The sequence below is a fragment of the Alsobacter soli genome (assembly GCF_003004785.1).
Lineage (GTDB): Bacteria > Pseudomonadota > Alphaproteobacteria > Rhizobiales > Beijerinckiaceae > Alsobacter > Alsobacter soli.
This window is the reverse complement of record NZ_PVZS01000028.1, coordinates 1-26,699: the sequence shown is the minus strand read 5'-3', so window position 1 is coordinate 26,699 and position 26,699 is coordinate 1. Positions and strand designations below refer to the sequence as shown.

The window sequence follows — 26,699 nt, the reverse complement described above, 5'->3', positions numbered from 1 at the left end:
GTCCGCCTTCGAAGGTGTCCGGTTTTGCCCGTCACGGGCCCTCGCTGGCCCTCTCTGTCCTGCTATGCTGTCCTTGGCCGAAGATGGACGGACGCGCAGGGGTCCGAAAGCGGGAGGAAGCCATGGCGGTTCACGAGGCGCGATCCGTGTCCGGTTCGCACTGGCGCAGCGCCCCTCTCGCCCGTCACGCCATGGCCTATGTGCTGGCGGGCGGGCGCGGCAGCCGTTTGCTGGAGCTGACCGACAAGCGCGCCAAGCCCGCCGTCTATTTCGGCGGCAAGTCACGGATCATCGACTTCGCGCTGTCCAACGCCCTCAATTCGGGCATCCGCCGCATCGGGGTCGCCACCCAGTACAAGGCGCACAGCCTGATCCGCCACATGCAGCGGGGCTGGAACTTCCTGCGTCCGGAGCGCAACGAGAGCTTCGACATCCTGCCCGCAAGCCAGCGCGTGTCGGAGGACTTCTGGTATCGCGGCACGGCCGACGCGGTCCATCAGAACGCCGACATCATCGCGAGCTATGACCCGAAATACATGGTCGTTCTCGCAGGCGACCACGTCTACAAAATGGACTACGAGCTCATGCTCCAGCAGCACGTGGAGCAGGACGCCGATGTCACCGTGGCCTGTGTCGAAGTTCCCGTGACCGAGGCTTCCGGTTTCGGGGTGATGCATGTGGACGAGCACGACCGCATCATCTCGTTCCTGGAGAAGCCGAAGGAGCCGCCCTCCCTGCCGGGGCGGCCTGATGTCGCTCTGGCGAGCATGGGCATCTATGTCTTCGCCACGCGCTTCCTGATGGATGTGTTGCGCCGCGACGCAGAGGACGCCGGCTCCAGCCACGACTTCGGCAAGGATCTGATCCCCTCCATAGTCGCCAACGGCAAGGCGGTGGCGCATCACTTCGCCCGCTCATGCGTGCGCTCGCACGCCGAGACGGGGCCGTATTGGCGCGACGTCGGAACCGTCGACGCCTACGCGGAAGCCAATCTCGATCTCGCGGACGCCTCCCCGGAGCTCGACCTCTACGACCGCGACTGGCCGATCTGGACCTTCAGCGAGATCGTCCCGCCCGCCAAGTTCGTTCATGACGAGGAGGGGCGCCGCGGCATGGCGGTGTCGTCGCTGGTGTCCGGCGGCTGCATCGTCTCAGGGGCCGTCTTGCGACGCTCACTGCTGTTCACGGGCGTGACGGTGCACTCCTACGCGCAGCTGGAGAACGCGGTGGTGCTGCCCTACGCCCAGATCGCCCGCTCCGCCCGTCTGCGCAACGTGGTGATCGACCGCGGGGTCGCGATTCCCGAAGGCCTCGTCGTGGGCGAGGACCCTGAGCACGACGCCGCCCGCTTCCGCCGCACGGAAAAAGGCTTCTGCCTGATCACCCGCCCCATGGTCGAGCGGCTTGCGGGCGCGACCAGCGGATGAGCTTGCGGGTCCTGTCCGTCGCCTCGGAGGTGTTTCCGCTGGTCAAGACCGGCGGGCTGGCCGACGTGGCCGGCGCGCTGCCGCGCGCGCTCGAACGGCTGGGCGTGGCCGTCTCGACGCTGCTGCCCGGCTATCCGGCGGTGCTCAAGGCCCTTCCGCATCTCGAAACCGTCCACGCCGCGTCAGACATGTTCGGCGGACCGGCGCGTCTGCTGCGCGCCCGCGCCTCGGGCCTTGACCTCTTGGTGCTGGACGCGCCGCACCTGTACGCCCGCGCCGGGGGCCTCTACGCGGACGCCTCCGGACGCGACTGGCCGGACAACGCCTTGCGCTTCGGGGCGCTGGCCCGCATGGCGGCGGAGATCGGGCTGGGCCGAACGCCTCTGCCCAAGCCCGAGGTGGTGCACGCCCATGACTGGCAGGCCGGCTTGGCGCCAGCCTACCTGCATTACGCCGGGGCGAAGCGCCCGGGAACGATGATCACCATCCACAACCTGGCCTTTCAGGGTCGCTTCGAGGCGCAGGTGCTTGCGCCTCTGGGCCTGCCGCCGGAGGCTTTCCACATCGAGGGGGTCGAATATTTCGGCGGGGTCGGCTTCCTCAAGGCCGGGCTTCGCTTAGCCGACCGCATCACGACGGTGTCGCCCACCTACGCGGCCGAAATCCAGCGCCCGCAGGCCGGCATGGGCCTGGATGGTCTGCTGCGGCACAGGGCGGACAGGCTGTCCGGCATCCTGAACGGGATCGACACCAAGGTTTGGAATCCGGCGCACGACCCCCGTCTCCCGGCGCCCTTCGAGGCCGCCCGGCTGGATGGCAAGATGCGGGCCAAGCAGGCGCTGCAGCAGCGGCTTGGGCTTGACCTCGACCCGCAGGCCATGGTCGTGGGCGTGGTGAGCCGCCTGTCGTGGCAAAAAGGCCTCGACCTCCTGCTCGAGGTCCTGCCGCATCTGCTCGCCGGCGGCGGTCAGCTCGCGCTGTTGGGCGCAGGCGAGGCGGCGCTTGAGGACGCGTTCCGCCGGGCCGCCTCCGACTCGCCCGGCGCGGTCGGATGCGCCTTTGGCTACGACGAGGGGCTCGCCCACCTGATCCAGGGCGGGTCGGACTTCATCCTGGTGCCCTCCCGCTTCGAGCCTTGCGGCCTGACCCAGCTGTGCGCGCTGCGCTACGGATCGCCGCCCATCGTCACCCGGGTCGGCGGATTGGCCGATACGGTGATCGACGCCAATTTCGTGGCCCGAGCGGCCGGCGTCGCGACGGGGATCGTTGCGCGGGATATCGATGCGCAGAGCCTGGCGGAGGCGCTCGACCGCGCCGCCGCGATCTTTGCGCTGCCGGGCGAGATGGCGCAGCTGCGCCGCCGCGCCATGGCGACGGAGGTCTCCTGGGACGGCCCCGCCCAGGCGTATCTCCGTCTGTACCAGGGCATCGCTGGCGTCAGCTGAACAGAGCCGGCAAGCCTCGTTCGAGGGCAGCGGACCACCGCCCCGCTTGAGCGGCGGGCCAAAGATCCTGCCCCAAAAGCGCCGATCAGGATTATGCTTTGCGCCACTGTCGCGCGCCGCTCGCGGGAGCGGGCGCCAAGACGAGTGCGGAGCTCCGCATCGTGGACGACAAAGTCGCCGGCGGACCAGATCCTCCGCCGCTGCCGGGCGCGGCCGCGGAGCGCGTCAACACCTTGGCGCATTTTCACCGCGCCGAGATCGCCCGCATGGCGGGCTGGCGCGATCGCATCGACCGAACCACCAACTGGGCGATCACGGTGGTCGCGGCGATGCTGTCGGTCTCGCTCTCCACCCCCAGCGCTCATCACGGCGTGCTGCTCTTCGCCATGCTGCTGGTTTGGCTGCTGCTGTGGATCGAGGCGCGCCGCTACCGCTTCTTCGACGTCTACCGGGCGCGGGTGCGACTGATGGAGCGCCACTACTTCGCCGAGGTTTTCGATCGCGGGGCGACCCTCCATGCGACCTGGGGCCGGTCGCTGGCCGAGGATCTCCGCGCGCCGCGCTTCCGCATAGGGCGGCGGGCCGCCATGTCGCGGCGGCTGCGGCGCAACTACATCTGGATGTTCCTGATCCTGCTGCTGGCCTGGGTGCTGAAGATCAGTTCGTCCAAGTTGCAGCAGAGCGACCGCACCGACGTCCTCCAGTCGCTCGATGACGTCGTCGCCAACGCCTCGCTCGGCCCCCTGCCGGGCTGGTTGGTGATGGCGCTCCTCGCGGCCTTCTATCTGTGGTTGACCTGGTTGTCTTTGTCGGTCGGGCCGAAACGCGGCGACGACGGAGACGTGCATGTCTGATCGAGCCGCATCAGCCTTAGAAACGGAAACTTTGGTCCGAGCGCGTGGTATTGGAATACAGTATTCCAGTCATGATCACACTTTCGTATGCGGAAAAGATCTGGACCCCAAGGATTGGGCATGAGAGCGTGATGGAAGGTCCAATTTCCCAACTCTGGCGCATGGTAATGCCAGATGCAAAATCGTCGATTTGTCTTCATTGGAGGGTCAAGGAAGAACAAGAAGCGCGACAGGGGCGAAAAATGTTGCTTGCGTGCCTGAGAAGAGTTGCGGCCTTGGCCGAAGACAGCGGCGCCGTCGAGTGCTCGTTGAACACTCCGGCGCTCATGGATGCAGACCTGATGATTCTGCTGGCGAACGACCTGCTGGAAATCGGCGGCGTGATCGCGGGGCCGGAGGGCAAGATCCGGTACGTCATCACCGCCAAGGGGCGCGCGCTCATGGACGGCAAGCCCTTACGAGCATCCTACGTGAGGCATGGCGACAACTGGCTCGCCGGGCCCTGCTGGACCGACCTGAAGGGGCGTTATGGCGGGGGCGCCGGCCACTGAGAGCTGCGTGGGGGACGCCCCGGTGACAGAAGCCTTACACAGGACTCCACGGGCGCAGCCGAGGCCACTGGCTCCGACCGTATCAAGGCTTTGGGAGGCGGCGGGTATCTGACCCTGCCGCTGTTTCAGCGGGTGGAGAGCTGGGCGCCGGCCTCGCTGCAAATTGCCTTAAGGGCGACCAGGATCGCGTGCTCGTCCGAGACAGAGCGGTGCCGTTGCAAAGACGGAACCAGGATGGCCGCATCGGCGTGACCGGCGTGGCCGATGACGGGGCAGACGATGTCGGTCACCGCGATGATGTCACGGCTTGGTGCGATGCGATGGCCCTGCAAACGAATGGCGGCGAACAGATTGCGAAGTTCACGGGAGTCGATCTGTTCCCGCTCCGTTGGGCCCGCATCACGCATCAGGGCGTGTCGGCTGGCCTCCGACTGGAATGCGAGGATAAGGAGGCCAGAATTGGCTTCCAGCGCGGGGCGGCCATAGCCTGGGCGGACGGTCAAGGTTGCGTCCAAATGCCCTGACGTCGTGGCGATCACCACCGTCTGTGCCCTGCTCAGCACGACCAGATGTGCTGCCTGCCCCGATTCTTCGCTGAAGCGCTCCATCAGGGGTAGGACAACCGACGTCAATTGCCGTCCCCCCGGTGTCCTGATGCCGAGATCAAAGAGGCGGCGTGACAGCGCCAACCTTTCCGTGCCTGCTTCACGCACGAGATAGCCGCGCTGCTGCAGCACGAAAACCATCCGGAAAATCTCGCTCTTCGAGCGTTGAAGGCGCTCGGCGATGGCGCGGGTCGAGAGAGGCTCGCCGACCTCCGCCAGCAGCTCGAGGATGTCGAGTCCCTTCTCCAGCGCCGGCGCGGCGTACGCGCTCTTGTCGCCATTCTCTGGTTCAGACGCGTCAGTCATTCTGCTTCATATATGAAGATTGACATCAAATAAGAAGCACCGCAGTCTCGTTGTAAAGTGGGGGATCGATGGAATTGCCTGCGCCCGTTCGTTCCGGTGATCCGATTCCTACCACCGCGCTCCAGACAGCGCTTCAGGGAAGGACGCCATGAAATATGGGCTCCAGTTTCGCGATGTCTTTGCGGCCTGGGAATCCCTCCTCGATGGTGTGTTGATCACGCTCCTGCTCTCCGCTTGCGCCATGTTGGGCGGACTTGCCATCGGGATCGCCTGCGCCGCTGGTCGTGTTTACGGGCCCGGCTGGCTGAAGCGCCTGGTCGCCGCCTATGTCGAGGTGATCCGGAATACGCCGCTGCTGGTCCAGCTCTTCCTGATCTTCTTCGGTCTGCCCAGCTTCGGCATTCGGCTCGACGGTTTCACGGCGGCGGTCCTCGCACTTGTGATCAATCTGGGCGCCTATACGACAGAGATTGTACGAGCTGGGTTGGAGGCCGTGCCAAGGGCGCAGGTCGAGGCGGGACATTCTCTGGGGCTCTCGGGTCTTCAGGTCTTCCGCTACATCGTCATGTTCCCGGCGTTGAAGGCGATGTTCCCGGCGCTCGCCAGCCAATTCGTGCTGCTTATGCTGGCGACAAGCATCGTGTCGCAAATCTCGGTGGAGGACCTGTTCCACGCCGCCTCCATTGTGCAGTCCCGAACTTTTCGTGATTTCGAAGTCTACGTAGTGATTGGTGGGCTCTATCTCGGGCTCGCCTTTGTATTCCGTGGATTGTTCGCTGCGCTCTATTATTGGACTTTCGCCCGTCGATGATTAGAACCTTCTCCTATGTCGACGTGATGTATTTGGTTGCCGCGGCGCGCTGGACGCTGGCTTTGACCTCGACTGCCTTCGTCGGCTCGGCCTTGCTCGGATTTCTTTTTGCAATTGCCCGCATATCGCCCATTGCCCCGCTGCGCTGGCTCGTGGCGGCGCTCGTCTACATTGTGCAGGGCACACCGCTTTTGGTGTGGCTCTTCATGATCTTCTTCGGCCTGCCGCTGGTCGGCGTCTCGGTCAATCCGTGGCTTGCGGCCGCTGTCGCGTTCTCGGTCTACGGCAGCGCCTTCCTGGGCGAGATCTGGCGCGGGGCCCTTGTGTCGATTGCCAAGACGCAGTGGGAGGCCGGCGCATCGCTGGGCCTCTCGACATTCCAGCAGCTTCGCTACGTGATCGTCCCGCAGTCGATCCGGATCGCGATCCCCCCGACCGTCGGCTTTCTTGTTCAACTCATCAAGAACACCTCACTGGCCGCGACGATCGGACTAGTGGAGCTGACGCGTGAAGGCCAGCTCACGGCCGCCGGCACATACAAGCCCTTCGCGGTCTACATCACGGTCGCCTCCATCTACTTCGTCCTGTGTTTCCCTCTTACCCAGTGGAGCCGCTCACTGGAGCGGAAGTTCGATGGCGCTCGTTGAAGTCCAGAGGATCAGCAAGAGCTACGGCGCGCTGCAGGTGCTGACGGACGTGTCGCTTGACGTGGCGAAGGGCGAGGTCGTGGCGTTGATCGGCCGCTCGGGCTCGGGCAAGAGCACGCTGCTGCGTTGCATCAATGGGCTGGAGCCGATCCAGGCCGGCGCCATTCGCATCGACGGCGTGCAAGTCAACGATCCGACGACCAATCTGCGCAAGCTGCGGCAGGAGGTTGGCATCGTCTTCCAGAGCTTCAACTTGTTCCCGCATCTCTCGGTCAGCGACAACATCACCCTGGCCCCGCGCGTGGTGAAGAACCAGCCGCCTGAGGCGGCTCGGGAGCTCGCCCGCGAGGTGCTGCGGCGCGTAGGGCTCGAGGACAAGCTGGACGCCTTCCCGGCGCAGCTTTCGGGTGGACAGCAGCAGCGCGTCGCCATCGCTCGTTCGCTGGCGATGCGGCCCAAGGTCATGCTGTTCGACGAGGTGACCTCCGCGCTCGACCCCGAACTCACCGGGGAGGTGCTGAAAGTGCTCGAATCCGTGGCCCGGGAAGGAATGACCATGATCCTGGTGACCCACGAGATGGGCTTCGCCCGTCGTTTCGGCTCGCGCGCGGTCTTCATGCACGAAGGCCGAATTCACGAAGAAGGCCGGGCCGCGGCCATGCTCGCCGAGCCGAAAACGCTCGAGTTGCAGACCTTTCTCAATGCAGTTCTGCACTGAGGATCCAGAGAACAAGAGAACCAGGGAGAGAAAGCATGCGCGCAGTTCTTGCCGGGTTGGCCGCGTTGGCCGTCGCTGCCTTCGGCTCGGTGGAGGCCAGGGCGGACAAGTTGCAGGACATCTTGCAGAAAGGGGTCGTGCGCATCGGCGTGCCTCTCGATGCGCCTCCCTTCGGCTCGCAGGACGAGAACCGCAAGGCGGTCGGCTTCGACATCGAGATGGCCGAGATGGTGGCCAAGGGCCTTGGGGTGAAGTTGGAGATGCAGCAGATCACGGGCGCAAACCGCGTTCCGTTCCTGCTCACCGACAAGGTCGACATCGTGATCTCGGTGATGGGCCTGACGCCGGAGCGCGCCAAGCAGATCCTCTTCACGGCGCCGTATGCCAACACCTTCCTGGCCGTCTACGGGCCGAAGTCTTCGGCTGTGACCAGCCCGGAGACGATCGGATCCGCCCGCGTGGCGGCCGCAAAGGGCTCGACCCAGGAGCTCGCGATCAGCGCTTCGGCGCCCAAGGCGAGCCTGCTGCGCACGGAGGACGACGCGACGGCCGCGGCCGCCTACATCACCGGGCAAGCCGATCTGCTCGCCACCAACAGCATCGTGGCCCAGGCGCTCGCCAAGCAGAACCCGACCAAGGAGTTCGAGCGCAAATTCACCATCCGCCGCAGCCCGGCGCACATGGGCGTGCAGATGGACCAGCACAATCTCGTGCGCTGGCTGGACGGTTTCATTTTTTTCAACACGATGAACGGCGAACTCGACCGGCTGCACCGCAAATATCTCGACATGCCGATGGATCCGCTGCCGAGCCTCTGAGGCCTGCCCGATTCCTGCCGACGGGAGAGGGCAGAACCGCCCCACGCCCGTCGCTGCCCTCGGGGCCACAAGCTCGGCGCCAGGGGGGTGCGGCCGAGAAGCCCACCCCTGCCCCCTCCTTGCCCGCAGGGCGGGGATCTCCCAGCGCGTCCTGAAATCCAGAGCCGGAGCCCGTTGAGCCAGTCATGACCATCACACGCATTGGATCCGAGCCGCGCCCATCCAGCGCATTCCTCACTGTCGATCCGGATCGAAACGGCAAGCAATCCGGGTTCGTGATGATCCCGCACTCGCCGGATGACGACGCATGGGGCGCCACGGCTGTCCCGATCGCCATCATCAAGAACGGCTCCGGTCCGACCGCGATCCTCGAGGGTGGAAATCACGGCGACGAATATGAGGGACCGATCACGATCTGCGACATGATCCGCGATCTCGACCCTGGCCGGGTCCAGGGTCGACTGATCCTGATGCCTGCCAACAACGTTCACGCCGTCATGGCCGGCAAGCGCACCTCGCCTGTCGACGGCCTGAATTTCAACCGCACGTTCCCGGGCGATCCGCGCGGCACCATCACCCAGCAGATCTCCGCCTATGTCAGCGACCACATTCTGCCGCTCGGCGACGCTTTCCTCGACCTGCACTCCGGCGGCTCCTCGCTCGATATCATCCCGAGCGCGATCATCGAGCCAACCGATGATCCCGCGCTGCACAAGCGAAACGTCGCAGCCGTGCAGGCCTTCGACGCCCCGATGACCGTGGTGATCAGCAACCTTGGCGAGCCGCGGACCGCGACAGCTGCCGCCTGCCGCGCCGGGCTTGTCACGGTCGGCACCGAGATGGCGGGTGGCGGGACTGTATCGCTGCCGGCCCTTCAGGTCTGCCGGCGGGGCGTCGCCAATGTGCTTGACCACTTGGGAATCCTGGCCCGCGACGAGCCGCAGGCGGAGCGCGGCGGCGGGCAAATCCTGGAGCTGCCCGGCGCCTCAGCGTATGTCTACGCGACGGCTGACGGCATCTTCGAGCCCTTTCACGCCAACGGCACGAAGGTCAGCGCCGGCGAACCCGCAGGCCGCATCCATTGCACGTGGGATCCCACGCGCGCCCCAGCGACGCTGCACTATTCTGCTGACGGAATTCTCTATGGCCGCCGCCAGCCCGGCCGAGTCAGGCCGGGGAATTGCTGCCTGGTCGTAGCCGCCCCCTACAAGGGGGTGCTCTCATGATCGATCTCGCGGCCATTGAAAAAGCGCGCGAGCGCATTGCGCCATACATCCGAAAGACGCCGACACTGCCCTTCACGCAGCTGAGCACGGGTGATCAGCGAGACTTCGAGGTCACGCTCAAGCTAGAGCTGCTGCAGGCGGCAGGGTCGTTCAAGGCGCGGGGCGCGATGAATCGCCTGCTGACCCTGAGCACAGGCGAGCTTGCTCGCGGCGTCGTCACGGCTTCGGGCGGGAATCACGGGCTCGCCATCGCCCGATCGGCGCACGTGCTCGGCGCACAGGCGACAGTCTTCCTGCCGTCCAATGTCGTGGCCGACAAGGTCAGAAAGCTGAAGCAGTGGGGAGCCTCTGTGGAGATCGTTGGCGACGTCTGGGACGAGGCGAACGCCGCCGCCCTCGCGCACGCGGAGAGGACCGGCGCAACTTACGCGCACCCGTTCAGTGATCCGCTCGTGGTGGCAGGGCAGGGCACGCTCGGGCTGGACATCCTCGACGACATGCCGGACGTGGACGTCATCCTCGTCGCCATCGGCGGTGGCGGCCTGATCAGCGGGCTGTCGACCGCGGTGAAGGCCAAACGGCCGGCCACGCGCATCATCGGGATCGAGCCATTCGGATCGCCCACCCTGCACGCCTGCTTCGAGGCCGGCAGGCTGGTGGCTCTCGACCGGCTTGAGACGCGCGTCGCGACAATGTCCTGCCGGCAAACGGATCAGGCGATCTTCGAGATCGCGCGGGCCAATGTCGACGAGGTGATCCTGGTCGGGGACGACGAGATGGAACGGGCGGCCCGCTCGCTGTGGTTTGAATGCGGCGTCGCCGCGGATCTTTCAGGCGCAGCCTCAGTCGCCTTGCTCCAATCCGGACGAGCGTCGCTGGCCCCGGGTGCGCGCGTTTGTGCCCTGGTCTGTGGAGCGGGCGCGGACGGGATGTCCTCAGGCGAATCCCGCTGATCGGCCTTTGCCAACTTAAAGTTGCGCCCGGGCAAGCCGTCGTCGCACGCTGGAGGATGGCCGCGCAGCAACGGACGGCGTCGGGCGCCGTGGACGAGATCGGGAAAGCCGCGGCGCCCCTTCGCGGTGATGGACGCCAGATCGAAGAAGTCCCTTCTGAGCGTCGACCGGGACGAGGCCGACGAGGCTTACCGGAGAGGTCCAGACCAGCGCCAAATGCCTGCAGCGCTGGATCAGGCCTGCCTCGCTGGGCTCGCCGCGGCACGGGCGGGGCCGTGGTAAAATCACGCGCGCGAGCCTGCCTCGCCGGCAGGTCCTCGTTAAGCCGGGAGGGCTCCCCGGCGCTCCGGAGGCGCCGGAATGGTCCTCGGGAGGTTGCCATGACGACCTACATCATGCTCGCCAAGTTCACCGACCAGGGCATCCGCAACGCGAAGGACTCGCCGGACCGTCTCGACTGGGCGAAGCAGCTGCTTGAACAGATGGGCGGCGAGTTCAAGCTGTTCTTCCTGACCATGGGCAAGTACGACTTCGTCGCGGTCTACGAGGCGCCGGATGATGCAGTCGGCGCGCGCTTCACGTTGCAGCTTGGCATGTTGGGCAACATGCGCACGCAGACGCTGAAGGCGTTCCCGGAGCCCGCCTATCGCGAGATCATGCGGACGCTGGCGTAAGCTGCGAGCCGGTCTCCCGGCGCACCAGGCAGAACGAGCTGGTTGAGCGCTTCGGCGTTTCGTCACAGGGTCAGCGCTGACAGGAGCGTCACGACCGGAGATCTGCCCGTGCTCACGCGGGACAGGCAGTCTCGGGCGAAGAGGCGTCCCCCGGTCGCGTTTTCGGCCGCTCCGCACAGCCCGATCTCGAGCGCATAGCGTTGCTCCTCAACCTTGAGCAGCTGGGCCGTCACATAGATGAAGGCCACGGTTCCGAGCGTGGCGAGGCCCAACCGCCGCATCCGTTCACCGTTCGACAACGACGTACCCTCCCGTGGGACCGACGCCTTTCGGAACGGGAACGCTGGTCCCCTGATAGTCGCTGTTCATGACCAGATTGGCCTTGTTGCGCACTTCCATCTTGCGAACCACGATGATCGTATACGCCGATCCGCCAGAGATCGCGTTGGGGCTGTTGCTCGGGTCGGTGCCGGGCGGCAGCGGCGCAAGGCCGTCGTTTTCGTCGGGATCGCCGTCATCGACCGCTGCCTTGCTCGCGGCGTCATCCAGGTCGATCCTGAGATAGCCCTGCTTCAGGTAGATCGTCCCCAGCAGCTTGGTCACGCCAAGGCTGTTGACGAAGTATTCCTTCTTCGCCTTGCCAGCCGGATCCTCGATGAACAGGAACCCGGGATAGCTCCCGCCCGTGGGGGCCGAGAGACTGACGAAGGAGCCAGACAGAAAGGCGAAGGTTCCGCCGTTCATGAAATAGAACGTGACGCCGTCGCCGGGAGCGGTCTCCAGCCGGCCGCCTTTGCGCACGATGAGCCCGTCCAGTTTGCCGAACCCCTTGGGCGGAGCGCCGAAGGCGATCACGCCGCCGCCCCGGATGACGACCCGTCCGCCGCTCATGACCTCGATGCGCTTGTAGCAAAGGGTGACGGGACCGGTGATGATGGTCACGACCTCGCCCGAGCGGACCCGCAGGTCGTTGATGCATGGGGGCGTGAAGGGCGCGGGAGCGCGCGCGGCCAGGGGATCGTCCGCCGGGGGGCAGGCGACCGGGGTTGGGGCAAAGACCTGCAGGGCTGCGCTCCGCCTGGGCGCCGTGGCGGCGCAGATTTTCGAGGCGCGCACTTGCGAGGTCGCGTCATCGGCGAACAATCCGTCGGCCGAAGCGGAGTCCGACTGCACCGCGCAGTCCTTGGCGGTGACCCTGGACCCCTTCAGCATCGCAACGGTTTTGTTCTCCTTCCGCTCCAGGGACAGGACGCACAGCGGCGAGGCGCCCATCAGCCGGGCGACCGACTCGACCCCGATCTGGTCAGGCGCCGCCCCGAGGTGCCTCAAGGCGTAGGTCGCCACTTTGCGGGACAGCACGGTCTTGAGCGTCTGGCGGTCGTAATCGACGGTGGTGATGACGTCGATCTGCCCAGACGGCGTCTGGATCGTTCGATGCTCGCTCTGGGATCCGGAGTGCTGCGCAGAAGACGCGGCCCCGCCGGCTTCGAACCTTGGCGCCTCGCCCTTCAGCTTGCTGGCGACGAAGCTCGCCGCCAAGCTTGCGAGACGCCGGCTGTCGGGATTGGCGAGGCGCAGCTCGGAGGCGGCGGCGAGGCTCGCGCTGTCGGCGGCGTCCTGCAGCGTGCTTCGTTCTCTGTAGATGCTGGCGTAGTCGGTGGCCACGACGCCCATGCCGAAGACGAGCGGAGCCATCACACCGAACAGCATCGCAATGGAAGCCTCGGTGCACTGGAACAGGCGGAATACAGATCGGGGAATGATCATTCTCTGTTCGTATCGCTGACCAGAAAAAATTGAGTGTGGCCGACCAAAGAAAACAGGGTGGCTCGTGCAGGAACTTATTAGTGAACAGCACGACGCCGGCCGCCTTTGGACTGCCACCGGCTCCATGGCCACGGAAGAGCAGAGCGTCTCAAAGTACCGGCGCAGTGGGCAGGCGGCGTTGTCGTGAGCGCCCCTGACCTCCCCGCCCTTCGGCGCGAACTGGAGGTGACGAGACGTCAGGTCGCTTGTGCTGCGAGGGGCCCGAGCCGAGGCGGGGCGAGCCGCGCCCAAGCGGGACGGCTGAACAGGAACCCGACGCGCGTGCCGCGCACGGCGCGCTCGGCGAGGAGGAGCGTGACCACGGCTAGGATCGTGACCGCCAGAGCCGTCCATCCCGGATCGCCGTCGGGAAAGAGCCGGGCCGTAAGGTCGCGTCCGACCGCCATGGGCAGGAAGAAAGCCAGGTAGATCACGAGCGAGCGGCGCCCCAGCATCGAAAGCCCGGCAAGTCATCGAACGTGCCCGATGGGCCGCAGCCGTGACCACCGCGGCGGCTCCGGCGAGACCGAGCGCGAGCCGCAGGACCGGGACCGTCGACACCGTCGCGACACCGAGCACAGGGGCAGGGGTCGTAACGGCGAAGCCGTTCAGCGCGGCCCAGAGCAGAAGGCCCGCCAGGGAAGCCATGAAGCTTGGACCAGCCAAACTGGCCAGCGCGCGGCGAACTCGTCGAGCTTGGTCCAGCGTCGACGTAGATCCGCCAGGGACGGTCGAGGACGCGCGACGCGAACAGCCCCGAGATGAGGAAGAAGTCCGGCATCCGGAACGATTTGGCGAAAGCCACGGCGGCGTGCACTAAGCCCTCGCGCCCGAGCGCCTAGCCGAGCCCGAGCTTCGTGTGCATCGCCACAACTATGAGGATGCACAAGCCTTGACGGTGTCGACGATGGCCATTCGGTCTGAAGCGCAGGGCATGCCCACATGACGACGCGGGGCGGTTTTAAGTTGGCCTTTCCTCCGAGTGGCCGATTCGGGCGGGTCGGCTTTCGAGGGGACAGAACGGCCCAAGGCACGATGATTCTTCCGGTTGCAAGAAGGCCAGACTTCGGCCCCGTTGCGAAGCGGGGTTTCTGATCATCGCCGACGGAGGAGGGCCCGCTTCGTCGCCCCAGCCGCGTGGTTCAAGCAAGACCTTGGAGAAGCTGGCCCATTTCCGACAGATGATTCATGCGCCGGGGCGCCCGCCGGGGTTGCAAAACCGCAACACGCCGCCGGAAAGCTTTGGATATGGGCAGCATTTGGGCAGAACCAAGTTGAACGACCGGTCGGATCAGCTACCTTCCCTTCAGTGACAGGGGGGCTTCCCTGTCGCGAGTCGGGACGAGGGCGTTCGCAGGCGTACCGATTAGCAGGGAGGGGCTCATGACGAGCGCCCCCAAATCCGCAACTTGGAGGTTCCACAATGAAGCTCGTTAAGAGCCTGCTGCTTGGGAGCGCCGCCGGCATCGCTGCCGTCGCGACCGCCCAGGCCGCCGACCTGCCGTCCAAGAAGGCGGCCCCGGTCGAGTACGTTCGCGTTTGCTCGACCATGGGTGCTGGCTTCTTCTACATCCCCGGCACCGACACCTGCATCCGCGTCGGCGGCCGAGCCGCCTACGAGTTCCAGTACGGCCAGCCCTTCGTGCGTAACGACGCCACGACCGGCTCGCGCACCACGGGCCGCATGTACATGGACGCCCGCACGGCGACCGAGTACGGCCTGGTCCGCGCTTACGTCCGCGTCGACGTCCGTCGTCGTATCGGCCAGATCTACTCCGGCTCGCAGGCTCGTACGGGCATCGCCTTCACCGGCTCGAGCGTGGACTACAACGGTCAGGCTCAGACCACGGTCGACCTGAACCGCGCCTTCGTTCAGTTCGGCGGCATCACCGCTGGCCGCACGCAGTCGTTCTTCGACTTCTACTCGGGCGATCTCGAGTACGTCGGCACGACCGCTGGCTCGGCGCTCGTCAACAACGTCCTCGCTTACACCGCGACCTTCGGCTCGGGCTTCAGCGCCACGCTGTCGATGGAAGACTCGGTTGAGCGTCGCTCGGGCATCAACGTCGGCAACTTCTTCGCCCCGGCCGGCACCGGCGTTCCCGCGCTCACCGCGACGAACGCTGGCGGCTTCGCCTACACCGGCGAGGGTGTTCCGGATGCGGTCGCCAACCTGCGCTATGACTCCGCCTGGGGTTCGGTGCAGCTCTCGGGTGCCCTCCATCAGATCCGCGTGGGCGCCTACACTGGCGTCGGCAGCAGCGCGGCGTTCAACTTCAATGCTCCCGACGCGGAGTACGGTTGGGCTGTGAACCTCGGCACGAAGATCAACCTGCCGATGCTCTCGCCTGGTGACGCCCTCTACCTGCAGGGCACCTACACCAAGGGCGCTCCGTCCTACATCCTGTCGAACCCCTTCGGTACGGGTAAGACGGGCTGGAGCTTCGGCGGAACCGGCGCGATCATTCCGGACGCCTACCTCGTGGCGAACGGTGGCGTTCTCGGCGGTGTCGCGACCTACGACGTCGAGAAGCCGGCTGTGTGGGGCCTGACGGCCGCCATGCTGCACTACTGGACCCCCACCATCCGTCAGGCGTTCCTGGCCTCGTACATCAAGAGCGACGCTCCGTCCTCCGTGTTCGCTGCCTTCGGCGCCGCCACTCCGGCCACGGCCTTCGTCAACCGCGCTCGCGACCTGACGTACTGGACCCTGGGCACGAACGTGACCTGGTCGCCGATCAAGGATCTCGATATCGGCGCCGAGGTGAACTACATCCACGCGAACGTCGGCAACGGCCCGAGCGCCACCTTCCTGGCGACGGACCCGGCGGCCCTCTCGGTCCGCAACGACTCGATCTGGAACACTCGCCTGAAGATTCAGCGCGACTTCTGATCCGTCCTCACGGACTGGTCTTGGACCCCGGCGCTCGCGCCGGGGTCTTTCTGTTTCAGCGAGCATGTCATGTCCCCATCTGACGATCTGCTCACCCTGTTTCCCGCCAGCAACCGCGAAACCCGGATCCGATTGGCCGGCATCGTGCAGAGCTATCCGGCGGGGGTGTCGCTGTTCGAGCAGGGCCAGCCTTGCCGCATGATCTTCGGGGTGCTGAGCGGGAGGGTGGCCCGGATCGCTCGTCGTGAGGCCCGAAGCTCGCTGATGGATTTGGTGGGCCCAGGCGCCGTCCTGGGCGCCGAGGCCGCTCTGGCGGCGACGCCATACGGGTTCACCGGGCGCGCGGTCACCGGCGTGACCGTCCTCGCGATGGGGGCGGCGCCCTTTCTCGATCAGTTCGCGGAGGACTTCGGCTTCGCCAAGGACGTGGCGCGGCATCTCGCCCAGGATCGCGCGGCCGTGTTCGGGGCGTGGGCTGACGCAAAATTGAAGACCGCGTCTGAACGGCTCGCCGCCTGGCTCCTGGCGGAACTGGGTCACGCAGGCGAGGGCGCCCTGGCCAAGCTGCCGCTGCCTAAGATCGAGATCGCCAGTTTGATGGGCACCACGCCCGTCTACATCACCAAGGCTTTCAATGACTTGGCCGCCTATGGCGTCGAGACGAAGGGCAAGTACGTCATCCTTCACGACTTGCGCAGGTTGGCGGCGTTCGCCGCCGGGCCGTAAGCCGCCCTTCCAACCTGCCCAAAGGAACAGGTTGTGGTCCCGCGCGTTGAAGACTAGCTTGAGAGATCAGAGAACCTCCATGCGCCGGCCCTGCAGCGAAGCCCCGCTGCGGGGCCTTTCGTTGTCCGGAGCCCTGAGCACCCCGCTCCCCGCGTGAGCCGATTGGCTGGAGCGGCGAGGTGGCAGCCCGGTCGGGAACGCTGACCACTCAGCTCGCGCCAGACTAGCCACGGCCGCGGCTCTGCGTCGCTGCGGATGCAATCGGCGAAAGTTCGGAGAAAGTGCAGCTCAATGATCTACTAAGGTCTGCGGGATAAGCGCGTAAGACAAGATTTGGCCGGCCAAGCTCTGCCTGAGCCGGGCTCGAAGCTATTTCGTGATCAATCCATCAAAGGCCTTCGATGTGGGCCAAAGTTATGCCTTGTTTCCGGGAGATGTAGCCGCCGCCCGCGATTGAAGAGGTGGCCCGCGCGTTTTCGCGCGGGTTTTTGCTGGCCCACATCACAGGATGTACCCCGCATCCTTGGTGGTTCGTCTCGCGATCAAGGAGATCATCTTCGCCCGGGACAGCGCCCGCTGTCTCAGTCACTCGTGTGCGCCAGTGCAGGATCACGGCGTGCTCGACGGTTCGGAGGATCAGCCGAACCCCTTGCCGCACCCAGACTCGCAGGGACGGCATCGTTCACCACAGGAGTCACGCAGTTCATGAACAAGACCATCCTCGCCCTCTTGCTGGCGATGGTTCTTGCCTCTCCCGCTTTTGCGAAGGCCAAGCACTCAGGGACGGCCAGCCACGGCCGCCACCATCACACTCTAAATGCAAGCCGCCCCACAGCGGTTCCCGCACCGGATCCCGAAAAGAAACCGCAGCCCACCGCCGAGGCCCTCCCTCCGGCCCAGGACGCCGACAGCGTGAAGCAGCTCGTCACGGCTGTCGCCGAGGAGCATGGGGTGCCTCCGGCCCTGGCCCACGCCATCGTGCAGGTCGAGAGCCGCTATGACTGCGCCGCCAAGAACCGCCACTCCACAGCGACTGGCCTGATGCAGACGCTGAAGGGCACGGCCCGTTCTGTCGGGGTCACCGGCGACCTGCGCGACTGCCGCAACGGACTTGAGGCCGGCATGCGCTACCTCAAGCAGGCGGTGGAGGAGCATGGCGCGAGCTGCGCCGCCGCCTCCGCCTACAACACTGGGATTTCCCGCGCGCGGCGTTGCACCGCCTATGGGCGCAAGGTGATGGCTCTGATGGATCATCCGGCCGCCAGGAGCCGCGAAGCCAAGCTTTGAGCGTCGGGCGCAGCCAGGCGCATGAGCCGGGCGGGCGCCAGCTGTACCTAGACACCCCGAGATCGTCCGCATTGCCGCAGGCGGGCGATCCCGGTTAAGCTTCCGCCTGGCAAGCGCAGGAGCCGCATGCGTCAGACCGGCGCGGGACGTGCCGGCGCGCAGCCTCGCCTCGGCCTACAGGTGCCGTCGCGGCGGATCTTCGAATTCTGCTTCGTGCAGAGATTGCGGGTGAAGGGCTGGGCAATGGTTGATTGGGGCCGCGTGTCAGTTCTGGTCGTCGACGACTTCGCGCCCATGCTGACCATTGTGCAGAAGATGCTAAGGGAGCTCGGCGTCCGGGACATCGATCGGGCCAGCAGCTGCGAGGCGGCCTTGGCCCGGCTCAGGAGCCGCGACTACGACCTGCTGATCGTAGATTATTTCCTAGGGGATGAGACCGGCGACGAACTCATCGCCCGTGCGCGCGCCGCTGGGGAGGATGTGGCGGCCGTCATCATGACCGGGGAGCCCGAAAAGGCGTCCCGCGCTCTTGGTCATGAGGTGGACTGGCTCAGAAAGCCGTTCACCGCAGCAGAGCTGCAGCTCCGCATCGAGGCGACATTGCCCTGAGACATTGCAACGGGCGAAAGCGAGTCATCACCGGCGTCAGGCCTTGGCCAGGGTGTCCTTCACCTTATAGGGCAGGAGCGCCCAGTTGACCGGTTTGGTCACATAAGAGTTGGCGCCCAGCCGGTAGACCGTGTCAATCGCGTCCAGGCTCTTCTTGCCGGTGATGACGATCACAGGGAGCTTGGTGAGCCCCTCCGTGCTCCTGACGTGCTTGATGACCGAAAACCCGTCCGCGCCGGGCATCTCCAAGTCGACAACCAAGAGGTCGACCTGGCCAGGCCGCAGGCGCTCGATCGCGCGCAGGCCGTCCGCCGCCGTCACCACCTCCGTGCCTTCGTCTGTGAAAGCGCGCAGAGCGATTTTGCAAAACGTCGGATCGTCGTCGACCACGAGAACGCGCTTCGGGGCGGCGGACACAGGACGAGTCGCACGAGCGTCGTACTTCATGACGGCACGCTAGCCCCGACTCGTAAACCATTGGCAAAGAGCGCCGTCGCAAGTCGAACGACCGACGAGTCACTGAATATCAACATGCCCGTCCGATGCTGGCCCCGGAGGACGCGACATGCACTGGCTCAGGGCGAGACTGCAGGGGCACGAGGGCAACGAGCACGAGATGACGGCCAACAGGGTCGTCCTGCTCAGCATCGTGCTTGGCTATCTGGTCGTGGCGAGCGGGGTCGGCGATCTCCGGGCGTCGCAGATGCTGGAGCTGACCTGGAAAGTCTTCGCAGTTCACTATCTGCTCACGGCCCTGCTTTTCGTTCATCTGGTCTGGCGCCCCGGTCCTTCAGCGGGTCGCAGGCTCCTGGCGATTGTCGCCGATCTGGCCAGCCTTTCGGTAGGGCTGAATGCGGGGGGCGAGGCATCGGCCTGCATCTTCCCGATCTATCTGTGGGTCATTTTTGGCAATGGCTTCCGTTTCGGCCTGAGCTACCTGTTCGCAGCCAGTGCGGTTGGGGCTGCGCTCTTCTCCGGGGTCATCCTCACGACGCCGTTCTGGAACGCCCACCTGCCGCTCTCCATCGGTCTCCTGGTCGGCCTGGTGGTGCTGCCGCTCTACGTATCGAAGCTGATCCGGATGCTCTCCGAGGCGAAGCACGAGGCCGAGGAGGCCAGTCGGTCGAAGACGTTGTTCCTGGCCGGCGTCAGCCATGAGCTCCGCACGCCCCTGAACGCCGTCATCGGCTTCAGCGAACTGTTGGACGACGGCTCGCTGGCTCCCGCTCAGGTGGAGATGGTGCAAGCTGTCGGAGCCGCCGGGCGGACGCTCCTCGGCTTGATCACCAGGCTGCTCGACGTGTCTCGGCTGCAGTCGGGAGCCGCCCTGGGCGAGCCTGAACTCTTCGCCTTGCCCGACCTGCTCGGGTCGGTGCGCGGCATGGTCTTCGTGCAGGCGCGCGAGAAGGGGCTCGCCTTCAACGTCAGCATCGCGTCGGATACGCCGCTGCTGTTCGTCGGGCACGCCGGCCGCTTGCGCGAGGCGCTCGTCAACCTGTGCGCGAACGCCGTCAAGTTCACAGACCGCGGACGTGTCCTTGTGGCGGTCGCGCCGTCGCAGCGCGCCACCCACATCCGTTTTGAGGTCAGCGACACAGGGATCGGCATCGCGGCAGACGCCCGGGGCAGGATCTTCGAACGGTTCACCCAGGCGGACGCCCGGATTGCGGATCGTTACGGCGGCACCGGCCTCGGGCTCGCGCTTGTCAAGGAACTGGTCGAGGCCGCCGGAGGCGTGATCGGCGTCGACAGCGAAGTCGGACAGGGCAGCTGCTTCTGGTTCGAGTGGCCGCTGGCGGAGGCGTCCGGGCCGACCGCTGTCACGGCGAAATCGGTCGTGGTGGAGGCGCCGGACGCCCTGTCTGCTGGGCTGCGCGAAGCCTTGCGGGCCGGCGGTTTTCCTGCAGTCGCGCCGAGCCCGGAGGCAGGCGCCGTCGCGCTGGTGCATGCCGCTGACGCGGGCTGGCGGGCGAGGGCTGCGGAGTTGCGGGCGAACTTCGCCGCCATGCCGATCCTGCTGGTCACGCCGGAGCCGACCGCTCCCCTAGCGCCTGAGGACCGAGCCCTTATTACCTCCACCTTGCCTGAGAATCTCCCCAAGGCGGCGCTCGCATGGGCCATGCGTCTTGTCCCGGGCTTGCCCACGCCCTCGGCCTCAGCGAACGGCTCCTTGGCGGGGTTGCGGGTGCTGGTCGCCGAAGACAACCGCGTCAACCAGAAGGTCGTCGCCAAGATGCTGGAAGGCGCAGGCGCTCGCGTGCGCCTGGTGGGCGACGGCGACGCCGCGCTGGACCAGCTGAACCAGGACGAGTTCGACATCGTGCTGATGGACGTGAACATGCCGGTCATGAACGGCGTGGACGCCGCCCGGATCTACACCACGGCGCGAGGGTCGGAACCGGGATGCCCGATCCTCGCCCTCACCGCCGACGCGACCTCCGACACCGCGCGGCGGTGCCGCGAGGCCGGCATGGTCGGCTGCGTCACGAAGCCGGTCAACCGGATCGACCTGCTCAAGGCCATTCGGGCCGCCCTTGATGGCCGCTCGCCTGCCGCAGCTGCGGACACCCCGCCCGCCGCCGCGCCTGCCGTGGACGAGGCCGCGCGCGCGGCGCTGCGCGGCATCGGCGGCGACGCGTTCCTGGCCGAGGTGACCTGTGATTTCCTGGGGATCGCGGCCGAAAAGCTGGACGCGCTCGCGCGCGCCGATCGCGACCAGGATTGGACCGAGCTCCAATCCATCGCCCACGCCCTGAAGAGCGCCGCGGGCAATGTCGGGGCAGCCGAGGTCGCGGCTCTGTGCGCCGCCTGCTGCGACGCGGGCTTTGAGCTCCTGGCGTCGTCGGCTCCGCCGCAAAGACGGCTGCCCGGGGCCCTGCTGCGCTTTCAGCACGCCTTGGCGGGGCAGCCGGGCGCGGGCGCCGCAGCCGCCTGCGACGACGGCTTCGAGGAGGCAGGTCGGGATCAGCTCAGGGCGCGGTCCTGAGCCCGCAGGCGCCGATCCTGCGCCGCCCGGAGGTGTCCCATGCGCCGCAGGTCCTCCATTGGCAGCTGCATCGCCGTCTCCACCCAAAGGTCGGTGGCCTGCCGCAGCTCCTCCCGGGTGATCGGCCAGGTTCTCTTGCGAAGCGTGTGAATGGCCCGCCGCGCCTCATAGGAGCGCTCGTTTGCGGCGATGAAGGCCTCGACGGCTTCAACCCCTCGACCGTCCTCGGCGACCACGTCCACGAGGCCCATCGCCTTTAGATCGTCCGCCGTGTAGCTCAGCCCGCCCAGGATGAGCCGCTCGGCCTGGGCCGGCCCGATGCGCCGCGCCAGCAGCGCGTAGGCGCCCATGCCGGGGAAGAGGTTGAACATGATCTCCGGCAAGGCGAACTTGGCGCTGCGCTCGGCCACGAGGACGTCGAACGACAGCGCGGCCTCGAAGCCGCCGCCGAGAGCGTCGCCCTGCACCAGGGCGATGGAGGTGACGGGCAGCTCGTGGCCCAGGTTGCGGTAGATGGCTTCGACACAGTCATAAGCGTATCCGCGCAGCGCCTCGGCGTCGCGCGCCCGGATGAGTTCGGAAAAGAGCCGCAGGTCGCCGCCGAAATTGAACACCCTGGGGGTCTTCGAGCCGAGCACGAAGTAGCGGGCGCGCTCCGACCGGTCCGGTTGCGCGAGATTGTCCTCGACGAGATCGCGCAGCCTGAGGAGCTCGCGCAGCAGGGAAGGGGTGAAGCAGGGGGCCTGTCGCGCCTTGATCAGGCCCCAGATCGCCCGCTGGCCCGTGCGCCAGGAGACCTCGATTTCATCAAAGAAATGCTGGTCGAGCCAGGGAGCCGCCCGGTCGCGGGGGTGGTGGCGGGTCGGGAAGACGACGGACGTGGGCGCGGCGGCTGATGGCGCCGCGCGCTCGATGAAGGGGTGTCGCATGGTGGCCTGCCTCTGTGCCGCAGGCTCTTCATAGGCCGTTCGCAGTTGAGCTTCGACGTCAACCCTTTGTTAACCTTAATGAGCTCCGGCTGGCGCCCGCGGCGGCCGCCGCACTGCCTCGACCAGGACCAGGTCTCGCCGCGTGAGCGGATCCGCCGGCCGTCGCTCGACAGCGCGACCCCGGCAGGCAGCTCAACGCAGTCGGTTCGGCTGGTCCGAACGGCGAATCCGTCCAGTGCGCAGACCATTCACCTCCAGGGCGCCGGTCATGCCGGCGCCAGCTGATCGAGACTTTCGTTGGGGCCTCTAGGCGCGGGGCGGGCCCGACCGAGCGCAAGCTGGCCCTGGCGCGGCCGGAGATACTGCCGAGTTATGGCCGCCGGTGTGGTCCTGCCCTGACCAGCCGGCGCAGGAGGTGCGCGCCAGCAGCCAATTTCATCCCATGCCTGCGCGCTCCGCCGTGGCCGGTCGTACGACGTGTTCCGGAACGCGATGCAGACGAGCAAACGAAGGTCAAGACGCGGAAACGACTCTGCCGTTTGCGCGGGCAGATCCACCGGCGCCGCCTAACGGGGTCTCTCGCCGTAACCGAGGACTTTCTGGATCGCTCTGAAGGCCCAAGTGAGAGCGGACCGCAACCCGGCGAGCGCGAAAATGATGATCACAGAGATCCATGTTATCGCGGCGACCCCTACATAGGCGACGGCGCCGAGAACAGGCCGAAGAAATCGAAATGTGCTTCTTGGCGTCATCCACCCAGCCCGATTAGCAGCGCTAAGCAATCTGATAGACGAAGCTTATCGCACTTCAAAACAAGAATGGCCCGCACTCACGCTTTTTCCAAGGCGCACAAAAGCCAGAGCCCCGCCGTACCGGGCTTTTCGGCAGCAGAAGCAGTCCGGCGTCTTAATCCGACTGGTTAGGTTGCCCCCCACCCGGTCAAACGATTTAGCATCACCAACTTAAAGGCGAGGGCGATAAGCCATGTCCCGAGAGGAAGACATGCTGCAGCGGGTCGCCGACGTCGTCGCCGCATACGTGGCGAACAACGCCGTCCCGACCCAGGACGTCGCCTGGATCGTCGCCCGCGTGCACGAAGCCTTCATGGGCGCCGCTTGCGAAGCCACTGAGGAACCGCAGCAAGCGCCGGCCGTGCCGCTTTCCAAGTCGGTGCGGGCCGATGCGATCATCTGCTTGGAGGACGGGAGACCCTACACGTCGCTTCGTCGCCACCTGACGACCCGTTACGGCATGAGCCCGGCAGATTGCCGAGCGAAATGGGGCCTGCCGAACGATTATCCAATGGTGGCGCCGAATTATGCCGCAAAACGCTCGGCTCTGGCGCGTGACATGGGCCTTGGCGCGATCCGTCGACATCAGCGAAGCGGCGCGCCTGCCCAGGACGGCGGGGTGACCGCACAGCAGGATCCAGAGCCGCAGGACACCCCTGTCACGGGCGGAAGCGGCCCAAGCCTGGGCGGCGCGACGGCGGATGGCGCCGCTGCCAACAGCAATGACCCGGAGGGGCCCGCTCCCGTCAAATCGGAGCAGGCGCCCTCTTTTCGTGGCGAGTGAGCCCTCAACGCTGCAGTGCCCATCGGCCCGGGGCGCCTCGCCAGAACAGTCCGAGATAGGGGAGGGCCGCCCGCGCCGCTTCGGCGCTCTCGCTCCCAGACCGAGCCGGGCGAGCCTTCTGCCCGTTGCCGATGGCGGCGAAAACGGGGGCGAAGATTTGGCGAGCTGAACGCCGAGCCGGACGAGCCCTGCAGAGCCTGGGCGGGAACAGTCGGTCGCGTACGCCGGTGTCGGATGGGAGCCAAGCCGTCCTGGCCCGCAATTGCTCAAAGCCTCGAAGGAACGTAGTTTGAAGCTATGGCTGAGGTTATGGCGCCCATGCACATGGCGGATGAAGACCAGGGAGGTTGGCCCTGGCCGTCCAGCGCGCCGCCTCGACCAGACGACCTCGCCGTTCTCTACCAGCTGACTGATCGGCTGTTCCGCGCGCTGGGCCTCGAGGAGGTCTACCAGGCCGCCCTCGACGCGATCCGGGCGGCGCTTGGCTGCTCAAGGTCGTCCATTCTGTTGTTTGATCACGCAGGCGTCATGCGCTTCGTCGCCTGGCGGGGGCTCTCAGACCCCTACCGCGCCGCGGTCGACGGACACTCGCCCTGGCGCCTGGGGCAGCCGAGCCCCGACCCCGTCCTGGTCGAAGACATCGCGCTGACGAGCGAGCCGGCAGAGGTCAAGGAGGCCATCGCCGCCGAAGGCATCGTCGGTCTGGCCTTCGTTCCTCTCGTGGTGCGAGGCGGGACCATCGGCAAGTTCATGACCTATTACGAGGAGCGGCATCAGTTCACGCAACGCGAAGTCGATCTCGCCGTGATGATCGCCCGCCAAGTCGGTTTCAGCATCGAGCGGGCGCAGGCCGACGAGGAGCGCCGCAAGGCGGAGGAGGCTCTCAGGAAGCAGGAGCAGCGCGCGCGGGCGATGCTGGAAAACGCGCCAGTGATGATCTGGACCAGCGACGCGAACGGGCGCTGCGAGCATCTGAACCGGAAGCTGCGTGAGTTCTGGGCCGTGCCGGACCGCGACATCGGGCTCTTTGACTGGTCCGCCACCATTCATCCGGACGACGCGAAGGGCGTGGTGGACGCCATGGCCCGTGCGATTCAGGAACGGACTGGCGTGGCCATGCAGGCGCGCTACCGCGCCGCCCAGGGAGGCTACCGAGTCCTTGTCACCGATGCGCAGCCCCGGTTCTCCCCGGCCGGCGAGTTCCTGGGCATGATCGGCGTCAACGTCGATGTCACCGAGCGCGAAGAAGCAGAGTCGCTGCGCCAGTTGCTGGTCGCCGAACTGAACCATCGCGTCAAGAACACGCTCGCCGTGGTTCAGGGGATCGCCCAACAGACCTTCAAGGGTGCGGCGGCGCCCCCAGAGCTGCAGGCCGCCTTCCTGGGGCGGCTGAACGCGCTGGCCCTCGCCCACGGCATGCTGACCGAGAGCAGTTGGCGCCACGCCTCCCTTCCGGACATTGTCGCCGACACGCTCAGGACGGCCGCTGTGAGCCTGAGCCGGCTGTCTCTGTCGGGCCCGCCCATCCTGCTCGAGCCGAAGGCGGCCCTCGCCGCCGCGATGGCCCTGCATGAGCTTGTGACAAACGCAGTCAAATATGGCGCCTTCTCCAATGACGCCGGCCGCGTCTCGGTTACCTGGGCCGCAGCAGATGAAGCTTCTTCGCGCTTCCGACTGGAGTGGGTCGAGACAGGTGGCCCGCCGGTGGCGCCGCCGCGCCGGGTCGGCTTCGGCTCCAAGCTCATCGAGCGGCTGGCGGCGCAGGATCTGGGGGGCGCCGCCTCGCACGAGTTCAGGGCGGAGGGCATCCGCTGCGTCCTCGAAGGACGGGCGGCGGACGGGGCGTGCGGCGCGCCGCCAAACGGCTGATCCGGCCCGCATCCGTCGACAGCCGGGAGCGCTGGGCTGAAGTGCCCCAAGGTCGGGATCGGCTCGGGCCACGAAATGCTAGGAACAGCGAGGCGCCCGCCGGGTACATCCGCCGACGGGCGCCTTCGACAGGGAGCCTCAGAAACCGAAGAGGCCTGACTCAGGATCGTCCGGCCGCTCCGCCCGGTCCAGCGGTATTCGGACTATCCTCTCGGCGTAGCAGCGCACGGAAGATCATCTGTCCGGTGCCAGCCGTTGCTTCCTTCGGCGCATTGCGAGCTTCGCAGGCTCCCAGGACGAAGGCTCAGCGCTGAGCCTTCGGCAGCAAGGCGGCGCCGGCCTGAAGGCCGTCTGCAACAGGTCGCTCCACCACGCAGGAACGCACCTCCAGGCCGCCCGTCGGATCGGCCGAAACCGCCAGCGCGGCTTTGATCGGATTGCCTAGGAAGGGCGCGGGGAGAGCCTGGGCTACGCTGGTGAGTCCCAGTGAGACCACGGCGAACGCAAAGGAGAAACGGGCGGCGTTGAATTGGCGGGACATGTGCAGCTCCTCGAGCACGTTGCCGAATAGTAGCCCTGGGGAGTTGTTCTTCCGTTCAGCCCGTTAAGGCTATTCGAGAGGAGCTGGACAGGATCTGTTAACTGCAGGAATCGCGCCATATCCTTGCAGTGGCAAGGTCGCGTCGTGCCAAGTAGCGCCGACGCCGCAAGTCCACAGATGCGAGCCGGCCAGCCGGCCGGGGGCGCCCTGCATCGCCTCGCGCGCATTCTGGAGAATTCGGAGCACCGCCCGATCCGGCTTTGCAGGACAGCAACGGTGCCCAATCGCGTGTAATTAGATTGGCATGCGCTACCAAAAGCTCAGTTCCCGGAACCGGATCTCTCCGCAAGTCTGGACAGGTTCCGACCATAAGCCGTCTTCCCGAACTGTCGTGCGCTCTTCAGCAGCTGCTCCCGCCCGATGAAGCCGTTCAGGTAGGCGAT

At 66.3% G+C, this 26,699-nt stretch carries 25 protein-coding genes and 1 pseudogene; 18 read left to right on the top strand and 8 right to left on the bottom strand.

Translation table 11 applies throughout. The features are described from left to right. The first annotated feature begins 122 nt into the window (after positions 1 to 122). From glgC to SLNSH_RS19665, 4 genes are all read left to right on the top strand, one after another. Entirely contained in the window at positions 123 to 1,427 is a 1,305-nt protein-coding gene (gene glgC, locus SLNSH_RS19680; RefSeq protein WP_106339112.1) for a glucose-1-phosphate adenylyltransferase, read from the top strand. Next, positions 1,424 to 2,872: a glycogen synthase GlgA gene (gene glgA, locus SLNSH_RS19675; protein WP_106339110.1), complete on the top strand. Its 1,449-nt coding sequence runs from the start codon at positions 1,424 to 1,426 to the stop codon at positions 2,870 to 2,872. Before glgC ends, glgA begins: the two co-directional genes overlap by 4 nt. Before the next feature lie 161 nt (positions 2,873 to 3,033). Continuing rightward, on the top strand, positions 3,034 to 3,726 hold the full coding sequence (locus tag SLNSH_RS19670; RefSeq protein WP_245422423.1) for a DUF2270 domain-containing protein: 693 nt from the start codon (positions 3,034 to 3,036) through the stop codon (positions 3,724 to 3,726). A 275-nt stretch (positions 3,727 to 4,001) separates the two neighbouring features. Beyond that, positions 4,002 to 4,277, top strand: coding sequence for a hypothetical protein (locus SLNSH_RS19665; protein ID WP_106339108.1), 276 nt, complete (start codon positions 4,002 to 4,004; stop codon positions 4,275 to 4,277). Between the two features lie 125 nt (positions 4,278 to 4,402). On the opposite strand, the gene SLNSH_RS19660 is transcribed toward SLNSH_RS19665, so the two are convergent. After that, positions 4,403 to 5,188 carry an IclR family transcriptional regulator gene (locus SLNSH_RS19660; RefSeq protein ID WP_106339106.1) on the bottom strand — a complete coding sequence of 262 codons (786 nt, stop codon included), beginning with the start codon at positions 5,186 to 5,188 and terminating at the stop codon, positions 4,403 to 4,405. Between the two features lie 148 nt (positions 5,189 to 5,336). Between SLNSH_RS19660 and SLNSH_RS19655 the strand changes: the two genes are divergently transcribed. The 7 genes from SLNSH_RS19655 (at position 5,337) to SLNSH_RS19625 (ending at position 11,035) form a co-directional block, all read left to right on the top strand. Continuing rightward, a complete protein-coding gene (locus SLNSH_RS19655; RefSeq protein ID WP_106339104.1) occupies positions 5,337 to 5,999 on the top strand; it encodes an amino acid ABC transporter permease in 663 nt (220 codons plus the stop codon). Further along, positions 5,996 to 6,646: an ABC transporter permease subunit gene (locus SLNSH_RS19650; RefSeq protein ID WP_196240288.1), complete on the top strand. Its 651-nt coding sequence runs from the start codon at positions 5,996 to 5,998 to the stop codon at positions 6,644 to 6,646. The genes SLNSH_RS19655 and SLNSH_RS19650 overlap by 4 nt, the downstream gene beginning before the upstream one ends. Beyond that, complete coding sequence (locus SLNSH_RS19645; protein ID WP_106339102.1) at positions 6,633 to 7,364, top strand: amino acid ABC transporter ATP-binding protein; 732 nt, start codon at positions 6,633 to 6,635, stop codon at positions 7,362 to 7,364. Before SLNSH_RS19650 ends, SLNSH_RS19645 begins: the two co-directional genes overlap by 14 nt. Before the next feature lie 35 nt (positions 7,365 to 7,399). Next, positions 7,400 to 8,182 carry a transporter substrate-binding domain-containing protein gene (locus SLNSH_RS19640; RefSeq protein WP_106339100.1) on the top strand — a complete coding sequence of 261 codons (783 nt, stop codon included), beginning with the start codon at positions 7,400 to 7,402 and terminating at the stop codon, positions 8,180 to 8,182. Positions 8,183 to 8,367: 185 nt separating this feature from the next. Beyond that, on the top strand, positions 8,368 to 9,408 hold the full coding sequence (locus SLNSH_RS19635) for a succinylglutamate desuccinylase/aspartoacylase family protein (RefSeq protein WP_106339098.1): 1,041 nt from the start codon (positions 8,368 to 8,370) through the stop codon (positions 9,406 to 9,408). After that, positions 9,405 to 10,361: a threonine ammonia-lyase gene (locus tag SLNSH_RS19630; protein WP_106339096.1), complete on the top strand. Its 957-nt coding sequence runs from the start codon at positions 9,405 to 9,407 to the stop codon at positions 10,359 to 10,361. The genes SLNSH_RS19635 and SLNSH_RS19630 overlap by 4 nt, the downstream gene beginning before the upstream one ends. A gap of 380 nt (positions 10,362 to 10,741) precedes the next feature. Beyond that, entirely contained in the window at positions 10,742 to 11,035 is a 294-nt protein-coding gene (locus tag SLNSH_RS19625) for a GYD domain-containing protein (protein ID WP_106339094.1), read from the top strand. 62 nt (positions 11,036 to 11,097) lie between these two features. Here the strand turns inward: SLNSH_RS19625 and SLNSH_RS19620 are convergent, their stop codons facing one another. From SLNSH_RS19620 to SLNSH_RS25750, 4 genes and pseudogenes are all read right to left on the bottom strand, one after another. Further along, the gene (locus SLNSH_RS19620) at positions 11,098 to 11,334 is read right to left on the bottom strand and encodes an acylphosphatase (RefSeq protein ID WP_146140316.1); all 237 of its coding nucleotides are present in this window, start codon (positions 11,332 to 11,334) and stop codon (positions 11,098 to 11,100) included. Next, complete coding sequence (locus tag SLNSH_RS19615; protein WP_158266829.1) at positions 11,321 to 12,802, bottom strand: pilus assembly protein TadG-related protein; 1,482 nt, start codon at positions 12,800 to 12,802, stop codon at positions 11,321 to 11,323. Before SLNSH_RS19615 ends, SLNSH_RS19620 begins: the two co-directional genes overlap by 14 nt. A 236-nt stretch (positions 12,803 to 13,038) precedes the next feature. Beyond that, positions 13,039 to 13,296 (bottom strand): hypothetical protein, encoded by a 258-nt coding sequence (locus SLNSH_RS25235; protein WP_106339088.1) that lies wholly within the window; start codon positions 13,294 to 13,296, stop codon positions 13,039 to 13,041. Positions 13,297 to 13,547: 251 nt separating this feature from the next. Next, a pseudogene (locus tag SLNSH_RS25750) lies at positions 13,548 to 13,772 on the bottom strand (acyltransferase family protein); the annotation flags it as partial. A 492-nt stretch (positions 13,773 to 14,264) separates the two neighbouring features. On the opposite strand from SLNSH_RS25750, the gene SLNSH_RS19605 reads away from it, so the two are divergent. The 4 genes from SLNSH_RS19605 to SLNSH_RS19590 all read left to right on the top strand — a co-directional run bounded on the left by SLNSH_RS19605 (position 14,265) and on the right by SLNSH_RS19590 (position 18,356). After that, the gene (locus SLNSH_RS19605) at positions 14,265 to 15,734 is read left to right on the top strand and encodes a porin (RefSeq protein WP_106339086.1); all 1,470 of its coding nucleotides are present in this window, start codon (positions 14,265 to 14,267) and stop codon (positions 15,732 to 15,734) included. A gap of 69 nt (positions 15,735 to 15,803) precedes the next feature. Continuing rightward, entirely contained in the window at positions 15,804 to 16,460 is a 657-nt protein-coding gene (locus tag SLNSH_RS19600; RefSeq protein ID WP_106339084.1) for a Crp/Fnr family transcriptional regulator, read from the top strand. 705 nt (positions 16,461 to 17,165) lie between these two features. Continuing rightward, positions 17,166 to 17,747: a lytic transglycosylase domain-containing protein gene (locus tag SLNSH_RS19595; protein WP_106339082.1), complete on the top strand. Its 582-nt coding sequence runs from the start codon at positions 17,166 to 17,168 to the stop codon at positions 17,745 to 17,747. A 126-nt stretch (positions 17,748 to 17,873) separates the two neighbouring features. Continuing rightward, entirely contained in the window at positions 17,874 to 18,356 is a 483-nt protein-coding gene (locus SLNSH_RS19590; protein WP_106339080.1) for a response regulator, read from the top strand. A gap of 36 nt (positions 18,357 to 18,392) precedes the next feature. On the opposite strand, the gene SLNSH_RS19585 is transcribed toward SLNSH_RS19590, so the two are convergent. Continuing rightward, positions 18,393 to 18,803, bottom strand: a complete 411-nt coding sequence (locus SLNSH_RS19585) for a response regulator (protein WP_106339078.1) — start codon at positions 18,801 to 18,803, stop codon at positions 18,393 to 18,395. Between the two features lie 118 nt (positions 18,804 to 18,921). Between SLNSH_RS19585 and SLNSH_RS19580 the strand changes: the two genes are divergently transcribed. Beyond that, complete coding sequence (locus SLNSH_RS19580; protein WP_106339076.1) at positions 18,922 to 21,342, top strand: ATP-binding protein; 2,421 nt, start codon at positions 18,922 to 18,924, stop codon at positions 21,340 to 21,342. Here the strand turns inward: SLNSH_RS19580 and SLNSH_RS19575 are convergent. Continuing rightward, on the bottom strand, positions 21,321 to 22,271 hold the full coding sequence (locus tag SLNSH_RS19575; RefSeq protein WP_106339074.1) for a crotonase/enoyl-CoA hydratase family protein: 951 nt from the start codon (positions 22,269 to 22,271) through the stop codon (positions 21,321 to 21,323). The two genes, SLNSH_RS19580 and SLNSH_RS19575, sit on opposite strands and share 22 nt — an antisense overlap. Before the next feature lie 1,002 nt (positions 22,272 to 23,273). On the opposite strand from SLNSH_RS19575, the gene SLNSH_RS19570 reads away from it, so the two are divergent. Continuing rightward, positions 23,274 to 23,846, top strand: coding sequence for a Ros/MucR family transcriptional regulator (locus SLNSH_RS19570; protein WP_245422422.1), 573 nt, complete (start codon positions 23,274 to 23,276; stop codon positions 23,844 to 23,846). 318 nt (positions 23,847 to 24,164) lie between these two features. After that, positions 24,165 to 25,715: a sensor histidine kinase gene (locus tag SLNSH_RS19565; RefSeq protein WP_158266828.1), complete on the top strand. Its 1,551-nt coding sequence runs from the start codon at positions 24,165 to 24,167 to the stop codon at positions 25,713 to 25,715. A 304-nt stretch (positions 25,716 to 26,019) separates the two neighbouring features. Here SLNSH_RS19565 and SLNSH_RS19560 read toward each other — a convergent pair whose 3' ends face one another. Next, a complete protein-coding gene (locus SLNSH_RS19560) occupies positions 26,020 to 26,256 on the bottom strand; it encodes a hypothetical protein (RefSeq protein ID WP_106339068.1) in 237 nt (78 codons plus the stop codon). Between the last annotated feature and the right edge of the window lie 443 nt (positions 26,257 to 26,699).